At 54.3% G+C, this 24,217-nt stretch carries 19 protein-coding genes; 4 read left to right on the top strand and 15 right to left on the bottom strand.

The genetic code is table 11. The features are described 5' to 3' along the window. Positions 1-103: 103 nt before the first annotated feature. From D3P08_RS18405 to D3P08_RS18360, 10 genes are all read right to left on the bottom strand, one after another. Positions 104-529 carry a DNA-directed RNA polymerase subunit beta gene (locus D3P08_RS18405; protein ID WP_119601207.1) on the bottom strand — a complete coding sequence of 142 codons (426 nt, stop codon included), beginning with the start codon at positions 527-529 and terminating at the stop codon, positions 104-106. 22 nt (positions 530-551) lie between these two features. Then, positions 552-1,391, bottom strand: coding sequence for a flagellar hook-basal body protein (locus tag D3P08_RS18400; protein WP_119601205.1), 840 nt, complete (start codon positions 1,389-1,391; stop codon positions 552-554). Positions 1,392-1,442: 51 nt separating this feature from the next. Further along, complete coding sequence (locus tag D3P08_RS18395) at positions 1,443-2,306, bottom strand: flagellar hook-basal body protein (protein ID WP_119601281.1); 864 nt, start codon at positions 2,304-2,306, stop codon at positions 1,443-1,445. Between the two features lie 299 nt (positions 2,307-2,605). After that, complete coding sequence (gene mreB, locus D3P08_RS18390) at positions 2,606-3,595, bottom strand: rod shape-determining protein MreB (RefSeq protein ID WP_119601203.1); 990 nt, start codon at positions 3,593-3,595, stop codon at positions 2,606-2,608. Between the two features lie 160 nt (positions 3,596-3,755). Beyond that, positions 3,756-4,043 (bottom strand): sporulation transcriptional regulator SpoIIID, encoded by a 288-nt coding sequence (gene spoIIID, locus D3P08_RS18385; RefSeq protein WP_119601201.1) that lies wholly within the window; start codon positions 4,041-4,043, stop codon positions 3,756-3,758. A gap of 232 nt (positions 4,044-4,275) precedes the next feature. Beyond that, entirely contained in the window at positions 4,276-5,025 is a 750-nt protein-coding gene (locus D3P08_RS18380) for a M23 family metallopeptidase (RefSeq protein ID WP_119601199.1), read from the bottom strand. Positions 5,026-5,089: 64 nt separating this feature from the next. Continuing rightward, a complete protein-coding gene (spoIID, locus tag D3P08_RS18375) occupies positions 5,090-6,175 on the bottom strand; it encodes a stage II sporulation protein D (RefSeq protein ID WP_240647640.1) in 1,086 nt (361 codons plus the stop codon). A gap of 382 nt (positions 6,176-6,557) precedes the next feature. Continuing rightward, positions 6,558-7,730 (bottom strand): ABC transporter permease, encoded by a 1,173-nt coding sequence (locus D3P08_RS18370; RefSeq protein ID WP_119601197.1) that lies wholly within the window; start codon positions 7,728-7,730, stop codon positions 6,558-6,560. After that, on the bottom strand, positions 7,672-8,430 hold the full coding sequence (locus tag D3P08_RS18365; RefSeq protein WP_119601196.1) for an ABC transporter ATP-binding protein: 759 nt from the start codon (positions 8,428-8,430) through the stop codon (positions 7,672-7,674). The genes D3P08_RS18370 and D3P08_RS18365 overlap by 59 nt, the downstream gene beginning before the upstream one ends. Continuing rightward, positions 8,427-10,016, bottom strand: a complete 1,590-nt coding sequence (locus tag D3P08_RS18360) for an efflux RND transporter periplasmic adaptor subunit (protein ID WP_119601194.1) — start codon at positions 10,014-10,016, stop codon at positions 8,427-8,429. Before D3P08_RS18360 ends, D3P08_RS18365 begins: the two co-directional genes overlap by 4 nt. Positions 10,017-10,203: 187 nt before the next feature. On the opposite strand from D3P08_RS18360, the gene D3P08_RS18355 reads away from it, so the two are divergent. The 4 genes from D3P08_RS18355 (at position 10,204) to D3P08_RS18340 (ending at position 15,623) form a co-directional block, all read left to right on the top strand. Continuing rightward, positions 10,204-10,878, top strand: coding sequence for a response regulator transcription factor (locus tag D3P08_RS18355; protein WP_119601192.1), 675 nt, complete (start codon positions 10,204-10,206; stop codon positions 10,876-10,878). Next, entirely contained in the window at positions 10,875-12,269 is a 1,395-nt protein-coding gene (locus D3P08_RS18350; RefSeq protein ID WP_119601191.1) for a sensor histidine kinase, read from the top strand. Before D3P08_RS18355 ends, D3P08_RS18350 begins: the two co-directional genes overlap by 4 nt. 592 nt (positions 12,270-12,861) lie before the next feature. Further along, the gene (locus D3P08_RS18345) at positions 12,862-14,400 is read left to right on the top strand and encodes a spore germination protein (protein WP_119601277.1); all 1,539 of its coding nucleotides are present in this window, start codon (positions 12,862-12,864) and stop codon (positions 14,398-14,400) included. Then, positions 14,397-15,623 (top strand): Ger(x)C family spore germination protein, encoded by a 1,227-nt coding sequence (locus D3P08_RS18340; RefSeq protein ID WP_119601189.1) that lies wholly within the window; start codon positions 14,397-14,399, stop codon positions 15,621-15,623. Before D3P08_RS18345 ends, D3P08_RS18340 begins: the two co-directional genes overlap by 4 nt. Before the next feature lie 4 nt (positions 15,624-15,627). Here D3P08_RS18340 and D3P08_RS18335 read toward each other — a convergent pair whose 3' ends face one another. The 5 genes from D3P08_RS18335 to D3P08_RS18305 form a co-directional block, all read right to left on the bottom strand. Beyond that, on the bottom strand, positions 15,628-16,713 hold the full coding sequence (locus D3P08_RS18335; RefSeq protein ID WP_162848526.1) for a GerAB/ArcD/ProY family transporter: 1,086 nt from the start codon (positions 16,711-16,713) through the stop codon (positions 15,628-15,630). 1,785 nt (positions 16,714-18,498) lie between these two features. Beyond that, positions 18,499-19,899 carry an alpha-amylase family glycosyl hydrolase gene (locus D3P08_RS18320; RefSeq protein ID WP_206098976.1) on the bottom strand — a complete coding sequence of 467 codons (1,401 nt, stop codon included), beginning with the start codon at positions 19,897-19,899 and terminating at the stop codon, positions 18,499-18,501. Positions 19,900-19,925: 26 nt separating this feature from the next. Then, positions 19,926-22,355, bottom strand: a complete 2,430-nt coding sequence (locus D3P08_RS18315) for a glycoside hydrolase family 31 protein (protein WP_119601179.1) — start codon at positions 22,353-22,355, stop codon at positions 19,926-19,928. 25 nt (positions 22,356-22,380) lie between these two features. After that, on the bottom strand, positions 22,381-23,265 hold the full coding sequence (locus tag D3P08_RS18310) for a carbohydrate ABC transporter permease (RefSeq protein ID WP_119601177.1): 885 nt from the start codon (positions 23,263-23,265) through the stop codon (positions 22,381-22,383). A 24-nt stretch (positions 23,266-23,289) separates the two neighbouring features. Next, on the bottom strand, positions 23,290-24,144 hold the full coding sequence (locus tag D3P08_RS18305) for an ABC transporter permease (RefSeq protein ID WP_420819045.1): 855 nt from the start codon (positions 24,142-24,144) through the stop codon (positions 23,290-23,292). Between the last annotated feature and the right edge of the window lie 73 nt (positions 24,145-24,217).

Here is a 24,217-nt window from a genome sequence, read left to right as displayed (position 1 = left end):
AACTTCCGGACACTCCAACGGCCAAAAGCACCATTGCAGACCGCGTGCGACTGCTCAACCCCAAACAAAAAACCGCCCCTCTCGGGACGGTCTTACGATCCTATTAAGATTCCGCAAATATAAGGTCATAAAGATGCCGCCAGGTTTCCCATTTGAATACATCGCCTTTTGGGCCATCGCCCAGGTAGACGTATCCGCCGTACAAACCAATAATCAGCATAACTACCATTATAATAGGTACAATGCTCTTACGAAGCAGCCATAATGTTACTCTTGCCCATCTCGGTAGACGGTTGTCGTCCTCTTCCTCATCGTCATGCTCTTCAGAGACGGCTTTCCGTTCCGAATCCTTCTTGCTTAGGTCAACCACTCTCGTTACCGACGGCCGGGCGCTTCCGCCTAGCCTTTGCGAACGGGAATACTGTTCGCTTATAGAGCCGTTGCTGGTTGGTACGTCCTCTGTATAACTTCTTCTCTGAGGTCCGCCCTCATAATCATTACGGCCCGAGCCGATTCGATCGTCAGCCATACCTATCACCTACATTCTATACCTATGAGCGCATCGTGTTCGCAAGACCCAGCATCGTGTCACTGGACGACAATGCTCTAGCAGCCAGCTGATACGCGCGCTGCACGCTGATCAGCTCGGTCATTTCATCGGTCAGCTCAACATTGGACTGCTCCAAATAGCCTTGGCGCAAAGCGATCCGATTATCCAAGCTAGGAACGATCTGCTGCACAACGTCGTCTACATTAATGCCTTCCGCTATCGTGAACAGATTATCCGCCACAGCTGTCAAGCCTGCCGGCCGCGAAGCCTGAAGCAGCTTGATGCTCCCTAGGTTAATTGTTCCGTCCGACGAGATGCCCTGCACAGTGCCGTCAGCATTCACGCGGAGGGTGTAGCCTTCCGGGATGACAAGGTTGCCTTCCACGATGTTGCCGTCCGCATCCGGCACGTTCGCGACAACAGGGTAGCCTTCATCCGTTGCCAAAATCGTATCACCGTTTGCGTTAAGCGTCAACTGAAACGACCCGTTGCGCGTATAGGCCCGGGTGCCCGCATCGTCCACCACCACTTCGAACAAGGCATTGCCTTCAATCGCCAAGTCCGTCGCCAGATCCGTCGCCTTCATAGGTCCTTGGGCCAAGTTCGGCTGAACCATCGTCATCCGAGCGCCCCAGCCCTGGTTGAAGTTGAGCGGCGAAAGTCTGCCGGGTAAATTGAACGCTTCGGGCTGCCTTTTCACGTTGTTAAGCAGGTCTTCGAAGGTCGCTTCTTTTTTCTTATAGCCTACTGTATTCACATTCGCGATATTGTCCGAGATCAGGTCCAGCTTCTGCTGGAGCGCGTTCATCGAGACCATCGCGTTAATCATAGATGCGTTCATGCCGCAGAACCCTCTCCTTTACTGATACGCCTAATTCCTAGCTAACATTCGTTAAATGCGGCCAATGTCGTTTGCAGCTTTCTGCAAGCTTTGATCATAAAACTGTATGACCTTCTGATTCGCTTCATAAGCCCGCAGAGCCGACATAAGATCTACCGCCGCCTGAGCGGAATCGACGTTGGAGCGTTCCACGTAGCCCTGCCTTACTTCAATTCGTTCCCCGGCCTCAATCGGACGGGCTTCGCCTTCGCCATCTACGAATCGGAAGTTACCGTTGCCCTCCCGAACAAGCTCATTCGGATTATCGATGCGAGTGATAAGCAGCTGAGCCCCGATCTCCTGCCCTTCGCTGTCAACGAAACGTTGATCATCCGTCAACTTAAGCGTGTCGAGGCCGATGCCGACGGGCAGTTGAATCGGCGCCCCGTCCGTGCCAAGCACGTTCGAGCCATCGCTGGTCAACAGGAAGCCATCGCCGTTTACCGTAAATTTGCCGCCGCGCGTATAACGGACTTCGCCGTTAGCGTCCTGCACGGTAAAGAAAGCTTGCGGCTGGAATACGACCTCGCCATCGTCCGAGATTGCTTTGCCCGACTCATCAAAAGCTAGGCCTTCAACCTCAATGTTGGAGATCAACGCAAAGTCAGAAGCCTGATTCGTCTGCATCAGGTCGCCTTGCAAATGAATAGACAATGCTTCCTCCGCCATGACCCCGCTTGTCCAGCGGCCGATTTGTGTATGTTTGGCGCCTTCGACTCCCGTCATCGATAGAAGCATTTCAGGGAAAGAGCGCGTAACCGCGTTTGTCTGTTTATAACCCGGCGTATTGATATTGGAAATGTTATTCGTAACGGTATCGTGCCTGCGCTGCTGGGCAATCATGCCCGACGCTGCAGTATAAAGCCCTCTTAGCATGAATTCGTCCTCCTCAAAGTTTGCGAAGCAAACTTGCTTCATAAGCATACGCTTGTTTGTGAAGCAAACTTGTTTCGTAAGCTTGCGCATAACGTTCGCGAAGCATATGCTTCTTGTCTGCGGCGCAAACTAGCATCGAAAGCATTCATCGCCGCTTCGTTCGTGCTGTCTCTCTTTTTTATCGGTTGTTTGCCATGATGTCTGAATAGCACAAACGTGCGACCTAAGACTTAAGTTCCGCCTCGGCGCGCCCCCCTTTTGGCGCCCTACCCGCGAAAGCTTAGGCTTGTCCGCCGCCGTTACTTTTTAAGCTTGTCGAGGTGGTCAAGCAGAATACCGGTCCCTTTGACGACGCAGTGCATCGGATCCTCCGCGACCAGCACCGGCACTTTAAGCTCGTCCGCCAGCAAGGCGTCAAGTCCGCCCAGCAGCGCGCCGCCGCCGGTCAAAATAACGCCGCGGTCAATAATGTCAGCCGACAGCTCCGGAGGCGTCTGCTCGAGCACATATTTCGCTGCGGCCACGATGGACATGACCGGATCCCATAGCGCTTCCCGCACTTCGTTCGATCGAATCGTGACCGTAAGCGGAAGCCCGGTAACCATGTCGCGCCCGCGAATATCGATCTCTTCCTGGCGGCCGTCCTCGTATACCGTTCCGATCTTTATTTTGATATCTTCGCTTGTCCGTTCGCCGATGAGCAGCTTGTACTTATTTTTGATATACTTCATGATCGCGTCATCGAACTTGTTTCCGGCCACTTTAATGGAGGAAGACGTGACGACGTCCCCCATCGAGAGCACGGCTACATCGGTCGTACCGCCGCCGATGTCTACAACCATGTTGCCGCTTGGCTGGAAAATATCCATACCCGCGCCGATCGCGGCAGCCTTCGGCTCTTCTTCGAGATAAACCTCCTTCGCTCCGCTGCGCTCGGCAGCCTCGCGAATCGCCTTCTGCTCAACCGAAGTAATATTCGTCGGGGCGCAGATGAGGATGCGCGGACGGCTGAACCACTTGCGGCCGTCCACGCGGTCAATGAACGCTTTCAACATAATTTCCGTGATCTCGAAATCGGCGATGACGCCGTCCCGAAGCGGTCTGATCGCCACGATGTTGCCTGGCGTCCGGCCAACCATCCGGTGCGCGTCCTCGCCGACCGCGAGCACCTTCTTTGTATCGCTTTCAATAGCGACAACAGAAGGTTCGTCAAGCACAACGCCTCTACCTCTCACGTGAATAGAGACATTGGCTGTCCCAAGATCAATTCCGATATCCTTGCTCAGCATAAGGCTTAAGTCCCCCAACGAATAAATGTTAACGTTATCGTTCCAATTTGTTCCTCCCGTAAAAGGAGCAACCCCCTAACGAACATTATTCGCCAAATCCGACAAAAATCCTCCACGCTTTTGTAAAAAATAATCGAAAAGACAAGGTGTTTGCGGAACGCTAAACTTTGCCGGCCGCAAGCACTTCGCGCTTCTTGCCGCTCGTCTTCTTATACTTGATCTTGGTCGCTTCTCCTCCCCTAAGATGCCTGATGGATTTGTGGTACTCGAGAATGTGCTTCACCTGGTCCGCCAGGTCGGGGTTTATCTCCGGCAACCGCTCGGTTAAGTCCTTATGCACCGTGCTTTTGGACACGCCAAACTCTTTAGCGATCGTTCGCACCGTATGCTTCGTCTCCACGATGCATCGGCCTATTTTAATGGTTCGCTCTTTGATGTAGTCGTGCACGTTCCCGCCTCCCTACTCGAGATAGTTTGGTACATTATATGAGTGGAGCGGTTATATATTCTTTATGTCCAAGCGTGACAAGCCCGGAAAGACAAGAATTTTTGATCGAACACCGATTTAAAGCGGGAAAAGCCTTTTGGGAACAGGTCTGCCGGCCTAGAAAAAAAATAAAAAAAGAGCGGGAAAATTTCTCCCGCTCCCGCCGCTTTGCCCTCTGGACAAGCCGCTGTGCTTATTCCGTAATGTATTTGCTTGGATTAACCGTCTCGCCGTCAAGGCGTGTTTCGAAGTGAAGGTGTACGCCCATGTCTTTCTCCAGGTCGCTTCGGCCCGCTTTCGCGATCACATCGCCTTGGCTGACTTCGTCGCCTTCCGCCACTTGAATATCCGCCAAGCTTTGGTAGACCGTGACTAGGCCGTTGCCGTGGTCGATTTCGACGATGTTGCCGTTCGTTGGATGAGCTTCGATATGGGATACCTTGCCGTCAAGCGCCGCCAGAACATCGAATGGCTGGCCGTTCGGATCCGCGAAGTCGATTCCCGTATGCGGCGAGTACGTGTTGTTAACTTGAATGAGAGCCGCTTCCTTATCCGCTTCGCTTGCGCTGCTGTCATAGAACTTTGTTTCCATTTGCAGAGCTTCCAGGCTGGCAACCGGCCACTTCATATTTTCGGCGATCGCGACAACCTCTTCCTCATCAACTGCTGCTTCCTCATTCGTGCTGCCTTGCGTTTGCTCGTCCCCTTGCGTCACTTCAGTGGTATCTTCCGGCGCCGTTGTTTGTTGTGCCGGATCCGAACCCTGATAGATCCACATTAAGGTTACGATAATTGCTGCCGCAGCCATGAAGATTGCTGGAGAAACCCAACGCTTTGCGAATAGTTTCTTCAAACCGCTGCTAGAGTTCGCGGCAGACGCGCCTCCCAGTACGTTTTTGGGAGTTTCCTCTGGTCTTTGCTTTTGCTTGTTTTGATCATTCATTGATATCACCTCACTAGCCATTGTTGCCACATCTGCTAGGTTTATACGTGAGGGATATCAAAATTTAAGAGTTTGTCCGCTTTGGAAGCTTTGAAGCTTGCTCTAAGCTTGCGCCTGTATAATAGTGCTCCAAAATTTCCTCCGCCGTCTTCCCGTCCTGCGCCATTCCGTTGGCCCCCCATTGGCTCATGCCGACGCCATGTCCGAGGCCATAGGTCGTGATCGTTATGCTGTCTTTCCCTATCTTCCAGCTGAAGTGCGAGGAAGCAAGTCCTAATCTCTCTCTTACTTCTCTCCCGCTGAAAGCTTTGCCGTTGATCTCTACTTCCTTAATACGCTTGCCGTCAGTCCATTCCGTTACTTTAATAGCCGGCTTGCCCTTGGCCGCCTTCCCGGAAAGTCCCATCGCGCGGTAAAAGCTGGAGAGCTTCAAGGTCTGATCGGCCTCATAGCGGGGCGACAGCTCCTTATCCCACGGGCTCGCGACGCTGCGGAGATAAGGAAGCGGCTGCTCCCAGTAATCCTCCGAGTTTTCGGTATAACCATTGCTGGTAGAGAAGAACGCCGCTTCGATCGGCTCGCCCTCATACGTCATGACGAGTCCCCGCGTCTCTTCCACCGCCTGCTTCAGCTTTGCGAGGTTGTCCCGCTTCGCTTTGCCCTTCCACCGCGAAGCCAGCTCGTCCTTGGAAAAATAGACTTGATGCTGCACCGTGTCCAGCACATCGGCTTCGCCGCTCCTGGCGCCGGAAGAAAGTCTTCGGACGATATAGGTGCGGGCGGCTACAGCCTGGGCTTTGAGCGCTTCAAGATGGAAGTCGATCGGCATCTCCGCGGCCAATACGCCCATCACATACGTTTCGAGAGGAACGGTCTCTATCCTCTTCTTGTCGGTTAAATAGACGCGAACCTTCTCGCCGTCAAGCGCGGTTTTGGCAGGAATTTTTATCGTGCCCGCGCTCTCATTTTTCTTGTCGTCTCCGCTTATATTCTTGCTATCCTCGTTGTTCGCAGATTCTGTCTCTACCGCCGCTTCTTTGGCGGGAACATCCGGCTCGTACACGGTTTGGGCCGGGATACGTGCTGCTTGTACCGATTGTACGGACTTCGCCTGCTCCGGAATGGATACCTCTACCGCGCCATCCCACAAGGCCTGTAGATCCTCCTGAACGGATGCCTTTTGTGCAGATTGCGGAGGCGTCCGATCTTTCAATAAAACTTTCATTCCGAATACAGCGGAGCCCAATAATAGGCCAACTCCGAAAACAACCCACCAGTCACGCCGTTTCGCCAATTCTCCTACGCTTGTCCGTATTCTAGCAAGCCTATCCATCATGCTTACAAAAACCGCCCCCTTCGAAGAACCTGCCGCTGCCAGACGAATACCGATGGCTGCGGCGCCGGACGAGCGAGGGTATCTCTCTCACTACCCTCGTCCGGATAGTTCATTCTATGAGGCGGTTTGCTAGGATAGACTTAAATTAGAAAACCTTTACGATTCGAATCTTCTCTTTCAATCTCGTTAATGGAGCCTAGTCATGCCGCAGAGCGTCTACCGGCTTCAGGCGGGATGCCTTGTTGGCCGGGAACAGTCCAAACACAACGCCGACAAAAGCCGAGAAAGCAAATGCGATGATTACGGTAGTGAAAGGAACCGACGTATCCGTTCCGTCTGCTATACCGATGATATAGGAACCCAAGTAGCCGGTCCCGATGCCGAGCGCTCCGCCCATCCCGCTGATGACGACCGCCTCGACGAGGAACTGGAACATGATATCCCGCCGCTTCGCGCCCAGCGACTTGCGAATCCCGATCTCGCGCGTCCGCTCGGTGACCGACACAAGCATAATGTTCATGACGCCGATTCCGCCGACGAGCAGCGTAATCGCCGCCACGTAGAGCAGCATTGTATTCATCGTTTCGTTGACGGCGTTCAGCGTCTCGACCGCATCCTCCTGATTGAATACCCGGTAGCTGCTGTCGTCTCCCCGAAATGTCTCAAGAAGGCTGGCTTCCAAAGCCGAGACCGTCGCGTCCATCCGGTCCATATCCTCCACCTTAATATTAATGCTGCGGACGCCGACGCTGTCGAACATTTTTTGCGCGGTTGTGATCGGGATCAAGATCTTCTCGTCGTTAGAGCCGGTCAGCGTGCTTCCTTTCGCCTCCAGCAAACCGACGATTGTGAACCGGCTGCCGTTCACGAGAATGACCTCGCCGACCGGATCCTCGTTCCCGAACAGCTCTTCCGCCGTGTCCACGCCGATCAGCGCCACCTTCTGCGTATTCCGGACATCGATCGGTGCGATGTAACGGCCGGACTGTACACTGAAATCGTTGACGACCTCATAATGTCCCGTAATGCCTTCAACCGTAACGTCCGTGCTCGTCTTCTCGTATTTGACCGTCGCGCTGCCGCTTACCGTCGGCGATACCGCTTCTATATTTGTAATCTCGGCAAGCGCAAGCGCGTCTTCCAATGATAGCGAGGTTGTCGTTCCGCGTCCCGAAATGGTGACCGATAAAGAGTTGGTCCCCAGGCTGGCGACTTGGTCCTCCACTTCCTTCTGCGAGCCTTGGCCCATGCCGACCAGAGCGATGACGGTCGCAACGCCGATCAGAATACCCAGCATGGAAAGCGCGGTTCTAAGCTTGTTCGACCAGACGCTCTTGAACGCCATCCTGAACCCTTGGCTCAGCTTCATGCCCGTACCTCCTCTCCTCCGTCAGCACGCCGTCCCGCATAACAACCGTTCTTTTGGCCCGCTTCGCTACATCCATATCATGCGTAATAAGCACGATCGTATGGCCTTGGCGGTTCAGTTCCTCCATAAGACCGAGCACCTCCTGGCCCGTCTTCATATCCAGCGCGCCGGTCGGTTCATCCGCAAGCAGAATCGGCGGATTCGTCGCGAGCGCGCGGGCGATCGCCACCCGCTGCTGCTGGCCGCCGGACAGCTCGCTGGGCCTGTGATGGACGCGTTCTCCGAGGCCGACCTGTTCCAGCGCGGTCAACGCGAGCTCTCTGCGCTGTTTGGCAGGCAAGCCGCGATAGATGAGCGGCAGCTCGCAATTCTCAAGCGCGGTCAGCTTAGGCAGCAGATGAAAGCCTTGGAAGATGAACCCGATCTTCTTGTTGCGGATATCCGCCAGCTTATCGTCGCTAAGCCCTCTCACCTCGGTGCCATCGAGCTTGTAGCTGCCTTCCGTCGGCGTATCCAAGCAGCCGATTACGTTCATCATTGTCGATTTGCCCGAGCCGGACGGCCCTACAATCGCCACAAAATCGCCTGGGTATACATGAAGCGATACGCCCTTCAGCACGGTTACGGTCTCTTTGCCCATCACGTATTGCTTGACGAGATTGCTGATTTCGATGAGGGCGTCCTGCTTCGCGCCCGTCATCGCGCGCCGCCTCCCATGCTGCCTGTACGCTGGGCGCCGCCGCCCATTCCTCCGCCGAAGCCGCCGCCTCCACCGCCGAAGCCGCCCATGCTGCCGCCCGGGAACATGCCGCCCGGCATCATTTGGACCCCTTCCTCTTCCGAATCCGTGCCCATGCCGACCGTACCCTGCGGAACCGGGATAAGAACCGCATCCCCTTCCTCAAGGCCCGAAACGATCTCGACATACGTTTCGTCGCTTAGTCCCGTCTCAACGGCAACGAGCCGTCCTTCCATACCGGCCATCGCTCCCATCCCTGCGCCGCGCCCGGCCGCTCCCTGTCTTCCGCCCTGCGCCTCTTGCCCTTGCGGGAAACTCGGCGTTTGACCTTGGCCACGGCCTTCGCCCGCTGCCTGATCCGCCCCCTCGGAGTTTGGCGCTGCCGCTCTGCCTCCGGTTGCCGGAACTCCGCCCGCTGGCGTTTGGCCTGCCGGCGCGCCGCCTGCCGGCGTTCCGTCTGATGCCGCTTCACTCGCCGGTGCGCCGCTGTCCGAAGCGCCGCCTACCGGCGCATCACCTGCCGGCACTTCGCCCGCCGTTGTCCCTCCCTCGGCTCCTGTTCCTTCTGCTCCGCCGCTCGGGCTGCCGGCAGAGGCGCCTGTCTGCGACCCGCCGTCGTCCGGCACGCGGACGAATGTGCGATTGCCCATCTCCATCACCGCGTCAACCGGCACGACCACTACATTTTCTCTCGACTCGAGCACGATATCCGCTTCTCCTGACATGCCCACTTTGACGCCCTCGATTTCTTTCATTAGCAGGCTGACTTCATAAGCGGAGACGCCCCCCGACGAAGTGCCCTCGCGCGCAATGCTCGAGACGGTGCCCTCGAACGTCTGATCCGAGAGTGCGTTCAAATAGATTTGCGCAATCTGGCCTTCTTGGACGGAAGGGATGTCCAGCTCATCCACCGATACGACAAACTCCAGCTGATCGTAATTGACGATTTCGGCAATGACGGTATTCGGGCTGACTTCGTCGCCTATACTCACATCGCTTGCCGTTACTTCGCCATCGATCGTCGCGACAACTTCCGGCACACTCGCTTGCTCCTCGTACAGGTCGTTTATATCTTCCTCCGCTTGCCGGATCTCCAGCTTCAGGCTTTCGATCGAGAGGGAAATTTTCCGCTTCGTTTCTTCCTCGTTCTCCGTGCCTGTCGCCTCTTTATATTGCGTCTGATAATCCTCAAGCTGCAGCTGCTTGCTCTCAATGCTCGTCTGCAAACTCGTTATTTCTTTTTCATAGTCCTTCTCCGGCTCAAAGGTCGCAAGCACCTGACCCGCTTTGACCTTGTCGCCGACTTTTACGTTCAGCGTCTCGATCGTCCCGGTGGCGCCTGCCGTAACCGTCTCGCGCGAATCGGCTACGACGCTTCCCGTCGCGCTTATTTTCAGCTCCAAATTGCTTCTGGTCGCCTGTACGGTTACGGATGCGGACTCCTCCGCCGCTGCTGTCTGATCCGGTTTCAAATAATAATAAGCGCCGCCAGAGCCTGCTGCTATGATGATTACTGCAAGACCAAGCCATAGCTTCCATCGTTTCATTGGCTGTATTCCACCCTCCACAGTGTTTGTGCGATCGAGTATAGCAAACGATAATGAACGCAAAATGAACGAGCATATCCGATGTTTTTTTGCGCAAATTCAGCTTTCTTTCACAGTCATTTCAGTTTCATTTCAGCTTCGCGATGTACGCTTTCTAATAGATAAGTTCATGGGGAAGGGGATTCGTATGCCAAAAATCGTAGTGGTAGACGATGACGCAAATATTCGGGAGCTCGTCTCCTTGTTTCTCAAAAGGGATGGGCATCAGGTTGTTGAGGCGGTGGACGGGGTTGACGCGCTGGACAAGCTCGAGGCGGTTCGGCCGGATCTCGCCATCATTGACGTGATGATGCCAAGAATGGACGGGTGGGCGCTATGCTCCGCGCTTGGCGGCAGTTACGATTTTCCGAAGCTGATGCTCACCGCCAAGGGAGAGACCGCCCATAAAGTCAGAGGACTTGAGCTTGGGGCGGACGATTATATGGTCAAGCCGTTCGATCCGCCGGAGTTAATCGCAAGAGTCAAAGCGCTGCTGCGGCGGTTCCGGATTGCGGCTTCGCAGCGGATCGAGTTCGGCTCCGTTGTGATGGACATGTCGGATTTTCGGATTACGGCTGACGGCGAAGCGATAACATTGCCGCCCCGAGAATTCGAATTGCTGTTCAAGCTCGCCAGTTATCCTGGCAAAACCTTTGCCCGCGAAGAGCTCATCGAGCAGCTGTGGGGCGTTAATTACGAGGGCGACGAACGGACGGTCGACGTACATATTAAGCGGCTCAGGGACCGCTTCCCGGAAGAAAGCTGCGGCTTCCGCATTGCCACGGTCAGAGGACTGGGTTACCGCTTGGAGATACTGAAATGATCCGATCCTTGTATGTCCGCATCACGGCAACTTTTTTAATTGTCGTTGTCGCGAGCATCGCCCTCTCCTTCTTGCTGAACAGTTTATTGTTCAAGCAGCAGTCCAGAGGCTCCTTAATGGAGGAGCTGGACAATGAATTCGGCCGGATCCAGCAGCTGCATGACGTGTCGGCCCCGGTCTCTCTCGAGCCTTTCCTGCAGGAATTGAGCGCGATTCATAAGCTCTCCATTGTCGCCGTCGGCCCGGATGAAGAGGTGATAGCCGTAGGCAAACGAGGCTCTGCTTTACGGGACCGGGTCCTGCATTCCCGAGAGCTCGATACGGTGCTTGACGGCGGGGCTGCCCGGACGATGGTGCCGGACGGGGAACGGAGCAACGGCTATCCGCCGCCGCCCGCCTTTGGCAGACTGGTCGAGCTGAATGGCGAGAAATGGGCGTTGTTTCTGCTGCCGGAGCGTTATCCGCAGACGAGCAATTTTATCGCCACGGCGGTCACGCTGCTCTTGTCGCTGCTCGTCATCGGCTCCATTCTTATCGTGATTGCGGCCAGATACTTGGTAAAGCCGATTAAACAAATGAACGATGCGGCGGTTACGATGGCGGAAGGCAATTTCTCGATTCGGCTGCCGGATAGCCGCGGCGACGAGCTGGGGCAGCTTGCCAAAAGCATGAATACGATGGCCCGGAGCTTGTCACAGCTGGAGACGATGCGGCAAGATTTTGTGGCGAACGTCTCGCATGAGCTGCAATCGCCGCTTACGTCGATTCATGGGTATGCCGAAGCCTTGCGGAGCCGCGATGTGACCGATGCGGAACGGGAGCGCTACGTCGGCATTATCCAGCAGGAGAGCGGCAGGCTGTCCAAGCTGAGCGAGAACCTGCTGAAGCTCTCGTCGCTGGATTCCCAGCATCACCCGTTTCATCCTGCCCCGATTCGTCTCGATAAGCAGCTGCGCCAGCTCGTCCTAGCTTTTGAACCTGCATGGCGGAATAAAGGTCTCCATATTGAGCTGGATGTTGAGCCGCTCGGCGTACATGGGGACGAGGACCTGCTCAGCGGCGTATGGAGCAATCTGCTGACCAACAGCATCAAGTTTACGCCGGCAGGCGGCACCATTGCGATTTCACTTACGCAGCAGGAGGATTCCGCCGTCGTCGAGTTTGCGGATTCCGGCATCGGCGTTGCCGAGGAGGACCGGGAGCGTATATTCGAGCGCTTCTACAAAGCGGACACCTCCCGCAACCGCAATGCGGGCGGCAGCGGCCTCGGCCTGTCCATCGCCCGCAAAATTGTCGACCTGCACGGCGGCACCATCCGCCTGGAAAGCACGCCGCCCGGACGCTCCGGCGCACGCTTCGTTGTCATGCTCCCGCTTGGGCAGGGACGCTGATCCCAACTGGGCAGCCGCAGCTACGGCTGCCCACCTGAGCCCCGGCTCCTTTAAGCTCGCCTCACGCAACTATTCCGCCCGACTACCCCCTCCTAGCCCATTTAGACTCGCCTCGCGCCACTATCCCACTCACCCACCCTCTCCAGACACTTTTAAGCTCGCCTCACGCTGCTACTCTGCTCACTCGCCCTCTCCAGACACTTTAGGCTCGCCTCACGCTGCTATTCTGCTCACTCGCCCTCTCCCAGGCACAATTAAGCTCGCCGCACGCAACTATTCCGCCTACCTACACCCTCCAAGCAACATTAGTCTCGCCACACGCAACTATTCCGCCCACACGCCCTCTCCAGGCACAATTAAGCTCGCCTCACGCAACTATTCCGCCTGCCTACACCCTCCAAGCCCATTTAGTCTCGCCTCACGTAACTATTCCACTCACCCGCCCTCCCTAGCGCATTCGACTTTTGTTAATATGGGACTATTTGGATATACTACTCAAAAAAAAGCATGCCTTACATCAACGGAGGAGGAAACGGATTTGCGGTGGTTCAAACATCAAAAACATTCGCACCCCGGCTATACCGCTAACCGGATGAAATCGACCGAGCTCCCTCTTCCCGAACAACAACCTATAGCTCTAAGCGCCGAGCTTTCAATGAACGAAAGCCTGCTCAAAGAGACTTTCCAAGGCTGCTCCGATATCGTATTTCGTGTGATAGAAAGCAGCCCCAAAGTGCTTTTGGTTTACGCGGACGGTTTAATTGATACAAAAACGTTGGACAGAACGGTGCTGACGCCGATCCTCTATTACGGCAAGCCGGACGGATTGAACGAGGCGCCTATTACCGGTCAGATCATCCAGGAGCAACTGGTCGCCGCCGCGCAGCTGCAGACCGTTTCTACAATTAACGATGTCATTGATGGGGTTCTAAAGGCCAACGTTTCCCTTCTTGTCGATGGAGAGAACAAATCCGTCATCGCGGACCTCAAAGGTTTCGAGAGACGCTCTGTCGAAGAACCGGCTGCGGAAGTTTCCGTCCGAGGCCCCCGGGACGGATTTACGGAAACGCTGCGCATCAATACGAGCTTAATTCGAAGAAGAATTCGCACTCCGAAGCTGAAAATGGAATCGATGACGATCGGCCAAGTTTCTCGTACAGATATCGTCATCGTCTATATTGACGGGATTGTTTCAAATACGATCTTAGAGGAGGTTCGCAATCGGATCGGCCGTATCCAAATGGACGGAGTATTGGAATCGGGCTTCATTGAGGAATTTATTGAAGATACCACTTGGTCTCCGTTCCCTCAAATTCAAAATACGGAGCGCCCCGATATCGTATGCGCCAGTCTGCTAGAAGGCAAAGTCACAATCATCGTCGATAACACCCCCTTTGCGCTGATCGTGCCGATGACGTTCTGGACAGGCTTGCAGGCGGTCGAGGATTATTACGAACGGTCCATCTACACGACTTTCGTTCGGTTTATTCGGTATTCTTTATTTAATATCGCCCTATTGCTCCCGTCCTTGTACGTGGCGCTCTCTACCTTCCATCAGCAGCTTATCCCGATGAACCTGCTTATCAGCATCGCGAATTCGAGAGAAGGAGTTCCGTTCCCGACGTTTGTCGAGACGATGCTAATGGAGTTTATGTTCGAGGGACTGCGGGAGGCGGGCATTCGTCTTCCAAAAGCGGTCGGTTCGGCCGTCAGCATTGTGGGAGCGCTTGTCATTGGTCAAGCCGCCGTGCAGGCAGGCATCGTATCCGCCCCTGTCGTCATTATTGTTGCTACGACCGGGATCGCTTCGTTTGCCATCCCCCGCTATAATTTCGGGACCGCCTACCGGCTTCTGCGTTTCCCGATGCTGATATTGTCGGGGCTTCTAGGTCTATACGGAATCATAGGCGGCATATTCGTGCTCATTATCCATCTTGTTGGCCTGCGTTCATTTGGCGTCCCGTATATGAGCCCGGTTGTTCCGCAAATTTCACAAAGCTTAAAAGACGTATTCATACGCGCGCCTAGGTGGAGTATGACCGATCGGCCTGCAAACTTCTCCGGGGACAATAAGAAACGTATCCTGGAAGGGCAGCAGCCAAATCCGACGCAAGGAGGAGCAGGCAAATGAATAGAACGCGGGGGCGCCTTTGTCTGGCCCTCTCTCTCTTAATCGTCATAACCGGCTGCTGGGACAGCACGGAAGTCAATGATTTAGCGATTGAGCTTGCCTGGGGAATCGACAAAGCCCCGAACCAAAAATTGATGATCAGTACCCAGGCCATTATTCCGGCCAAAATAAGCGGCGGACAGGGAGGAGGCGGCACCGAAGAAGGCGGAGCAAGCGCCGGAAAACCTTATTTTGTCGTCGCGAGCGACGGGATGAACACGCTTGACGCGGTTCAGCGCATTCAAAGCAAGCTTTCCCGACAAGTATACCGCGGCCACCGGCGGGTCATTGTGATCGGGGAAGCTATGGCTAGACAGGGGATTAAGGACATTCTGGACACGTACACTCGGGATCCGAACCTGAAGCTGCGAACCGATATTTTTGTTGTCAAAGGAAACAGCGCCAAAAATTTTTTAAACGTATCCTATCCGTTAGAGAATATTCCCGCACTCGGGGTATTAGGAGAATATAACCAGCTAGGGACGCTCATGGAGTTGGGACTCATGAGCTTTTTGCTCGCCGCAACTAGCGAAGGAACATCTCCAACCGTACCCGCCGTCGCAATCGGCATGAGCCCTCCCTCGAAAAAGGAGGACAAAGGGCGGTCCCCTGCTGACGAAGAAGGGTTCCGTATCGCAGGAACCGCGCTTTTTAATAAAGATTTGAAACTGGTCGGATTTTTAAATGTAGAGGAAGGCAGAGCCATGCGATGGGTTTCCGGCAGATTAAAGAAGATAACGGTACCGGCGGCGGTCCCGCAAGAAAAAGGCAACGTCAGTATGGACCTATACAAAATAGACCGAAAGATCGAACCTGTTGTTCAAGGGGACAATATTAAATTTCTAGTCACGCTAACAGGGGGAGGAGCGATTCGTGAAAACAATACGCGACTGGACCTCACGCAGACGGAGAATATCGCTCTTCTGGAGGACGCGCTGAACAAACAAGTAGAGGAAACCGTACTTCGAACAATTACAAAGGTGCAAAAAAAGTACGGGACGGACGTGTTCGGGTTCGGAGAAACTATCCACAGAAAGGATCCGCCTCTATGGAATTCCGTGAAAAACAACTGGGAATCGGCTTTTCGGGAAGCCGAGATTTCCGTAACCGCGAAATTGAAGGTTAGACGGATCGGAGTCACGGGACCATCCTTACAATTGAAGCCTAATGAGATCAAGAAATGATGCATCATTTCTTCAAATGCCTTAGCCAAGCGACAAGGAGAAGGATGGCGGGCAAGACCAGCAGCAAAGGCACCCACACATAAGGCACTAGAATTTCAAAATGGTGACGGTAAACATGCTCGGCTATATTTTGGGACATGGTCAAGCCTAAAAGCAGCACGATGGCGCAAGCCGGGATGACAAGCTTGCGATGACTTTTCATATTCGTCAGCTTCTGAATTCCTCTTAATGCCGAGAGCATATGAATGGCGCTTTTTAAAAGCGCCATCATCAAAAAGTAGAGGACGCCGAACATTTGTAAATTTTCTATAAAATTACCGATACTGATCAAACTTAATAACGTGTAAAGAGGGTACAAAAAACTCGAAAACATCCCTCCAAAAATTAAAATGGCCAAAAGGTCGAAGCAGGTAATCATCATTCCGGACATCAGCGTGGTGAGAACCGTGACCTTCATCACTTTATCGGAACGCTTCGTCTCCGGCCAGAACATAGCAAGCACAATCGATTCTCCATAGGACTGGGTGATGCCGGAAGGGAATACAACCTCCCCTATCGGCCCCCACCCTTTCTCCAGAATAGGGAGCGCATTATTGAGATGCAGCACGTTAGAGCTTAAGAGAAAAATGACCTCCAACACAAACATGATAATAATGATGGGAAAAAACATTTCGGCCATCCGGGCCACGATCTCGAGACCGCCGTATACGCAGTAAGCAACGATGATGACAAATACACCCGAAATCACAATAAGCGGCGTTTCCGGCAGTACGGCTGTTGAAACCATATCCCGGATATCAGCAACGATCCGCCCAACAAGATACAGTGACATAAGAGGGTATAAAAACGCGATAGGCGTTCCGATCCAGCGCCCGAATTGCGCAGGAAACCACTCGACAAGGGTTAGGCCTGGATTTAGTTTCATTAAGGAGAGGTAGATCAGAACGACAAGCACGCCTATAGCGCAGGATACCAGCTGGCTAATCCAAGCATCACGTCCGGCCGTACCCCCGAATCCGAATATGACGGTTGTGCCTAACTGGAATATGAACGTGATCGCAAATAATTGATAGACGGATATTTTATTCATCGTGTCCCCTCCTCCCGAAGCAATCTGATCCGCAACTGATATTATTGACATTGGGAAGAAGAGGTAACCATTTTACGGTTATTTTTCACACATAAACACCCATTCCGGGCTTCCTGTTTCGTACAAACCCCCGCCGCTCACCACGTTCACGCTCCCCTTTGTACGATTTTTCGTACAAATCCCCGCCATGCGCCACCTTCTCGCCCTCTTTTGTACGATTTTTCGTACAAAACCCCACCATGCGCCACCTTCTCGCCCCCTTTTGTACGATTTTTCGTACAAATCTCCGCCGTTCAACACGTTCTCGCTCTCATTTGTACGATTTTTCGTACAAATCTCCGCCGTTCAACACGTTCCCGCCCTCTTTTGTACGATTTTTCGTACAAATCCCCGCCATGCGCCACCTTCTCGCCCCCTTTTATACGACTTTTCGTACAAACCTCCGCCATGCATCCCGTCCTCGCTCCCTTTTGTACGATTTTTCGTACAAATCTCCGCCATGCACCCCGTCCACGCGCCCCTTTGTACGATTTTTCGTACAAACCTCCGCCGCTCACCACGTTCTCGCTCCCTTTTGTACGATTTTTCGTACAAATCCCCGCCATGCGCCACGTCCTCGCCCCCTTTTGTACGATTTTTCGTACAAACCTCCGCCGCTCACCTCGTTCACGCTCCCTTTTGTACGACTTTTCGTACAAATCTCCGCCATGCACCCCGTCCACGCGCCCCTTTGTACGATTTTTCGTACAAACCTCCGCCGCTCACCACGTTCTCGCTCCCTTTTGTACGATTTTTCGTACAAATCTCCGCCATGCACCGCGTCCACGCGCCTCTTTGTACGATTTTTCGTACAAATCTCCGCCGCTCACCACGTTCACGCTCCCTTTTGTACGACTTTTCGTACAAATCTCCGCCATGCACCGCGTCCTCGCCCCCTTTTGTACGATTTTTCGTACAAATCTCCGCCGCTCACCCCTTTCACGCTCCCTTTTGTACGACTTTTCGTACAAATCTCCGCCATGCACCGCGTCCTCGCCCCCTTTTGTACGATTTTTCGTACAAATCTCCGCCATGCACCACTCGTTCGCCCTCTTTTGTACGATTTTTCGTACAAAACTCCCCCGCGCACCACTCGTTCGCTCTCTTTTGTACGATTTTTCGTACAAATCTCCGCCGCTCACCACGTTCTCGCCCCCTTTTGTACGATTTTTCGTACAAATCTCCGCCGCTCACCACGTTCTCGCTCCCTTTTGTACGATTTTTCGTACAAACCTCCGCCGCTCACCACGTTCTCGCTCCCCTTTGTACGATTTTTCGTACAAACCTCCGCCGCGCGCCACTCGTTCGCTCTCTTCTGTACGATTTTTCGTTCAAACCTCCGACGCGCGCCACTCGTTCGCTCTTTTTTGTACGATCTTTCGTTCAAACCTCCGCCATTCACCACTCGTTCGCTCTCTTTTGTACGATTTTTCGTTCAAACCTCCGCCATGCACCGCGTCCTCGCACCCTTTTGTACGATTTTTCGTACAAACCTCCGCCGCTCACCACGTTCTCGCCCCCTTTTATACGATTTTTCGTACAAACCTCCGCCGCTCACCACGTTCTCGCTCCCTTTTGTACGATTTTTCGTACAAATCTCCGCCATGCACCGCGTCCACGCGCCCCTTTGTACGATTTTTCGTACAAAACTCCGCCACGTCACTCCTAAAACACAAACAAGCCTGCGCGAAAGCGCAAGCTTGTTATCCAAGTCATGGGCAAAACAGTCAAACACGTCGAGCCATATCACTGCTTCACGTAGATCTCGTAAGCCCATGGGGCGAGGTCTACGGCATGCTCGGCAGCCAGCTCCGCCAAGGAGCCGTCGCTAAACGCGCGGTACCCGCCTGCCAGATCGTTAAGCGCGACGGTACCGGACACCTGCTCAGCCGACAGGTTCATGATAACCACAACCGTGCTGTCGCCCTTCGTCCGCTCGAACGCCAGGAGCCGCCCGTCACCGGCTTCGAGCGAGCGGTAAGGCCCGCCCGCATTGCCGTTCCAAAGCGCCGCATTGTCGTGCTTCAGCTTCACCAGCCGCTGATAGAACGTCTGCATCGACAAGTCGTCCCACGCGATCTCGTCCTTCTCGAAAAACTGCAGCCGCTTATTCAATCCCGCTTCCTGACCCGAATAAATGAGCGGCATGCCCGGCAGCGTGAAGCTAAGCGCCGCCATCGTCTGCACGGCGTCTCCCAAACGTTCGAACTCCGTTCCCGTCCAGGAGTTCTCGTCATGGTTGGATGTGAAGTTCAGCGGATAGGTGCCGGCCGGGAAGCTGTTTTCGAGCCGTTCTGCGTAAAGCCGCACTTGTTCCGCGCCAGTCTGGCCTTTGGCCACCCGGTTCATCAGGTTGTAAAGCGGCCAGCCATAGTTGGAATTAAACGCATGGCTGAGCAGCGAAATTTGCTGATCGTCCTCCGCCAGCATATAGACCGGCTTCACCTTCTCCAGCTCGACGCGCGCCTTCTCCCAAAACGATTTCGGCACGCCGCCGGCGTAATCGGCGCGATACCCGTCGATATCGAACTCCGACACCCAATATTTCATCGCGTCGAGCATCGCGTCCTGCATGTCCTCGTTCTCGTAATTCAAATCCGCGACATCGGCCCAGTTCGTGTTCGGCGGCATCACAATGTTGCCCGCCTCGTCCGTCGTATACCAGCCCGGATTCGCCGTCCACGCATGATCCCAGCCGGTATGATTCGCGACCAAATCGAGCAGCACCTTAAAGCCCAGCTCATGCGCCTTGTCGACCAGCGCCTTGAAATCCTCCTCCGTGCCAAATTCCGGATTTACCGCTTTATAATCATCCACCGCATAATAGGAGCCCAGCGTGCCGTTCCGGTTCGTCCGCGAAATCGGATGAATCGGCATAAACCATAGGATGTCGACGCCAAGCTCCTTCAGGCGAGGCAAATGAGCTTCGAACGCCTTGAAGGTGCCCTCTTTCGTATACTGCCGCACATTCACCTCGTACATGACGGCTTTGTCCGACCATTCCGGCACCGGCGTACCCTGCTGCTGCTGAACAGCCTTCGGGCTCGGCTCCGGCTTCTGCTCCTCATTCCCCGAAGAACAGGCGGATAACCCAATCATAGAAGCAACTAGAGGAAGCGCAATCATCCATTTCACTCTCCTTTGCATCGTATCCCCCTCACCTTCCGTTCCATTTACGAGCGAATAACCAGCTTCATTCCCGCGATCGGCCGGGCAAGCTCAATCGTAAGCTCCTTCGACTGCTCGTCATAACGCCACTCAGCGAGTCCTTCCACCGCGCGGGGGGCAAAAGAAAGCTGCTTCAGCGCCAAACGCCATGTACCGGCATAACGCTCATGGCCGGAATGCAGCGCCTCAACGTTAAGCTCGACTTTGCCCGCTTCCTCCGACACCGAAAACCTCGTCAGGTTATAGGCTCCCTTTTTATATCCGGTGGTCAGCCCGTCGTCCTCATAAAACTCAAAAGCGGTAGCCGCGCCACCGGAGCAATAAATATCAAAAGATAACTCGCCCGCATCTGTTGCCAATTCCGCCGACCATTCCGCCGTCGATTGAGCAACCGCCGTATGCGGAATGACCGCGCCCGCCTTCACGTATAGCGGCATCTTCTCGAGCGGCGCATGCGCCAAGACATGGCGTCCGCCCTCCAGCTTCTCGCCCGTCCAGTAGTCGTACCACACGCCTTCCGGCAAGTAGACGGAACGGTGATCCGTTCCCGGTCTGTAGATCGGCGCCGCCAGCAGCTGGCTGCCGAGCAGGAACTGGTCGCACAGGTTCGCGACATTCGGATCGTCCGGATATTCGAGCACGAGCGGACGGATAACCGGCAGTCCCGATACCGACGATTCCCGGAACACGGAGTAGATCAGAGGCATTAACCGGTAGCGCAGCCCAATGTACTCGCGGCAGATCGCTTCGACCTCCGGTCCGAAGCTCCACGGCTCCTGCCGGATCGAGCGCAGCTCGCTATGATTGCGGCAATAAGGAAACAGCGCGCCCATCTGCGTCCATCTCGCCAGCAGCTCGCCGCTGCAATGGTGCGCGAAGCCGCCGATATCCGGACCGGCAAAAGCAACACCCGATAAGCCAAGATTCAGCACCATCGGCATAGCCATCGCCATATGCTCCCAGAAGCTGCGGTTATCGCCCGTCCATACCGCCGCGTACCGCTGAATGCCCGCATAGCCCGCGCGGGTCAGCACGAACGGCCGGTTGCCCTCGAGATGCCGGCCTAGGCCCTCGTACGTCGCCTTGGACATGAGCAAGCCGTACAGGTTGTGAATCTCCCCATGCGTAACCGGGCTTCCGTTGTTGCCGTGAACCGTGTCCGTATCCATCGTTTTGGTCTCGTTGAATACAGCAGGCTCGTTCATGTCATTCCATGCGCCTTCAATGCCCATCTCGGTATAGAAGCGATGCAAATCGCCCCACCATTCGGCAACGCGGTCTTCCGTGAAGTCCGGGAAGACGCTTTGGCCCGGCCACACCGGACCGACGAACGGCTCGCCGTCCTGCTTCCGGCAGAAGTAGCCCTTCGCAGCGCCTTCCTTGAACACCTCATCGTTCAGGTCCAGCTTCACGCCGGGATCGACGATCGGCACGATGCGGATGCCCATCCTCTTCAGCTCGGCGATCATCGCTTTCGGGTCAGGGAACCGTTCGGGATCGAACGTGAACACCCGATACCCTTCCATATAATGAATATCCAAATAAATGACGTCGCAAGGAATCCGCTTCTCCCGGAACGTGCGGGCCAGCTCCAGCACCTCGTCCTGCGACATGTAGCTGTAACGAGACTGATGATAGCCGAGCGCCCATTGCGGCGGCAGCTCCATCCGTCCCGTCAACGCTGTATAGCCGGTTACGACGTCTTTCAGCCTGGGGCCGTAAATGAAGTAATAATCAAAGCTGCCCGTCTCGGACTGGATCACATAGCCGTCAGACTCGCTGCGCATGTCGAAGAACGTGCGCCCCGGATTGTCCAGGAACAGCCCATACGCCGCGCCGGGTTCATGCGCCACGAGCACCGGGATGGACTGGTACAGCGCTTCGATCTCCGGCACATGCGGCGCGTATACGTCGCTGTTCCACATCTCGTAGCGCTCGCCCCGCTTGTCGAGGCTGCCTGTTTTTTCGCCTAACCCATAGTAATGAACCTGCGATGACGCCGCGAACAATCCTGTCACTGCCTTATTCTCATTCCATAACAGCCCGCGCTGATGAGCGACCAGACCGCCGGATAAATCCGCAAACCGTACGGAGCAGTCCTTCTTCTCCACCACAACGCGAACCAAGTCCGTCTCCAAAACGTAGGTCGTTCCATCCTCGCTGACCGCAAACGACGGTACTGCGCCGGCCGCATCCTCCACAACTGCCACCGTTGAAGACAGATCTAGCGTCTCTCCGCCGGCCTCGCCAATAAAAAGCTTCACTCTTACCGTTCCGTTCCGAACCAGCCGGACAGCCAAGCTTCCATTCTCCGCTAGAACGGTCATGCCCCGCTCATCCTTTAACAAGCCCGTCGCGCCGCCCAGCGTATGGGATCCATATGACCTGGCGTTTTCCTGCACTTTATCCGGGCTGATCGCCTCGCTCGTTAACATCGATAAACTCCTCCCAGCTTGCCGCTTAGCCTTTTACCGAGCCAAGCGTAATCCCTTTAACGAAATATTTTTGAAGAAACGGATAGATGACGAGCAGCGGCAGCATGGAAATAAAGATTTTGGCCGCGTTCAGCGTCTGGTTCGACAGCTCCGACATCCGTTTCACTTGTTCCTCATCCATCTTGGTCGGGTCGATGACGACCGCCACCTGCTTAATATAAGATTGAAGCGGATATTTCTCCGCATCGTTCATCAAGACAAGCGCCTGGAAAAACTCGTTCCAATGATACACGATCGTAAACACCAGAATCGTAGCGAGCACCGGCACGGACAGCGGCAAGATGACGCTGAACAAAATGCGCCAAGGCCCCGCTCCGTCGATCATCGCCGACTCTTCCATTTCCTTCGGCATATTGCGCAAGTAGTTCATGACGAGGATGACGTTGAAGACGGGCAAGCCGCCGCCGAGCACCAAGCCCCAAATGTTGTTGATCATGCCGAGCGATTTCATCGTCAGGAACCAAGGCACCAGACCGCCGTTAAACAGCATGACGAAAATAAGCGCCCACATAATGATATTTCTCGGCTTGAATTCCTTCGATGTCTTCGACAGCGGATACGCCATCAGCAGAATGACGAAGAAAGCGATCGCCGCGCCGTAAACAACCCTTTGTACCGAAATAAAAAACGAGGTGAAAAACTGCGTGTCCTTCATAATGGTCATATAAGAGCCCAACGTGAGACCCTTCGGCCATAAAAATACTTGCCCCGCGGCTGCGGCCGCCTTATCGCTTAGCGAAATGGATAAGGTGTACCAGACCGGAAGGAGGCACAACAGCATAATGACAATTAGCAGTATGAGATTCAGACTGTTGAACAATCTGGAAGCTACCGAACGTTCGGCTATCATGTCTATCCGCTCCTGTCTCTTTTTCTAGAAAATCCGATAATTGGCGAACCGGTAAGCGAGCACATACGAAATGGTAATCAGCACGAGTCCGACAACCGATTTCAGCAAGCCGACGGCCGAAGCGAGTCCGTATTGGAAATCGATTAACCCGGCCCGGTATACCCAAGTGTCCACAATATCGCCTGTCGAGTAGACCGACGGATTGTACATCGTAAAGATCTGATCAAAGCCCGCGTTCAAAATATTGCCGAGACTTAAAGTGGCAAGCAGCGCCGCCACCGGGAGGATGCTCGGAATCGTAATTTTCGTCAGCCGCTTCCACTGGGAAGCGCCGTCGATCGCCGCCGCTTCATACATTTCAGGGTTAATCGACGTCAGGGCGGCGAAGTATATAATCGCGTTAAAGCCAAACTCCTTCCAGATGTCGCTGCCTACAACGAGAGCCGGAAACGCGTTTTCATTCGCGAAGAAAAGGACCGGTTCAACGCCTAAGCTTTCCAGCACTTGGTTCACGGGGCCCGAATACGAGAAAATATCCAGCATCATGCCCCCGACGATTACCCATGACAAGAAATGCGGCAAATACACAACCGTTTGGACCGTACGCGTGAACAAGCGGTTTTTCACTTCATTCAGCATAAGCGCAAAAACTAGCGGAACGATCAGATTGCCAATCATCTTGGCGAATGCGATAACGACCGTGTTCCGGAAGATGATCTTGCTGTCATCCAGTTCGAACATATACTTGAAGTTTTCGAGTCCGACCCATGGAGATTTCCATAGCCCGACCCCCGGGTTAAATTCCTTAAATGCCGTAATGACTCCATACATGGGATAGAGATTAAAGAAGATTAACCATAGGAGTCCGGGAATCAGCATGATGTAAAAGTGTTTGGCGAAGCTTCTGTGTATCACTCTCTCTCCACATCCCCTTTTTTTAGAAGTAAGTTCA

The organism is Paenibacillus nanensis, from assembly GCF_003583765.1.
GTDB lineage: Bacteria > Bacillota > Bacilli > Paenibacillales > Paenibacillaceae > Pristimantibacillus > Pristimantibacillus nanensis.
Note: the sequence above shows the minus strand (reverse complement) of the source record. Positions and strands in the feature narration are given on the sequence as shown.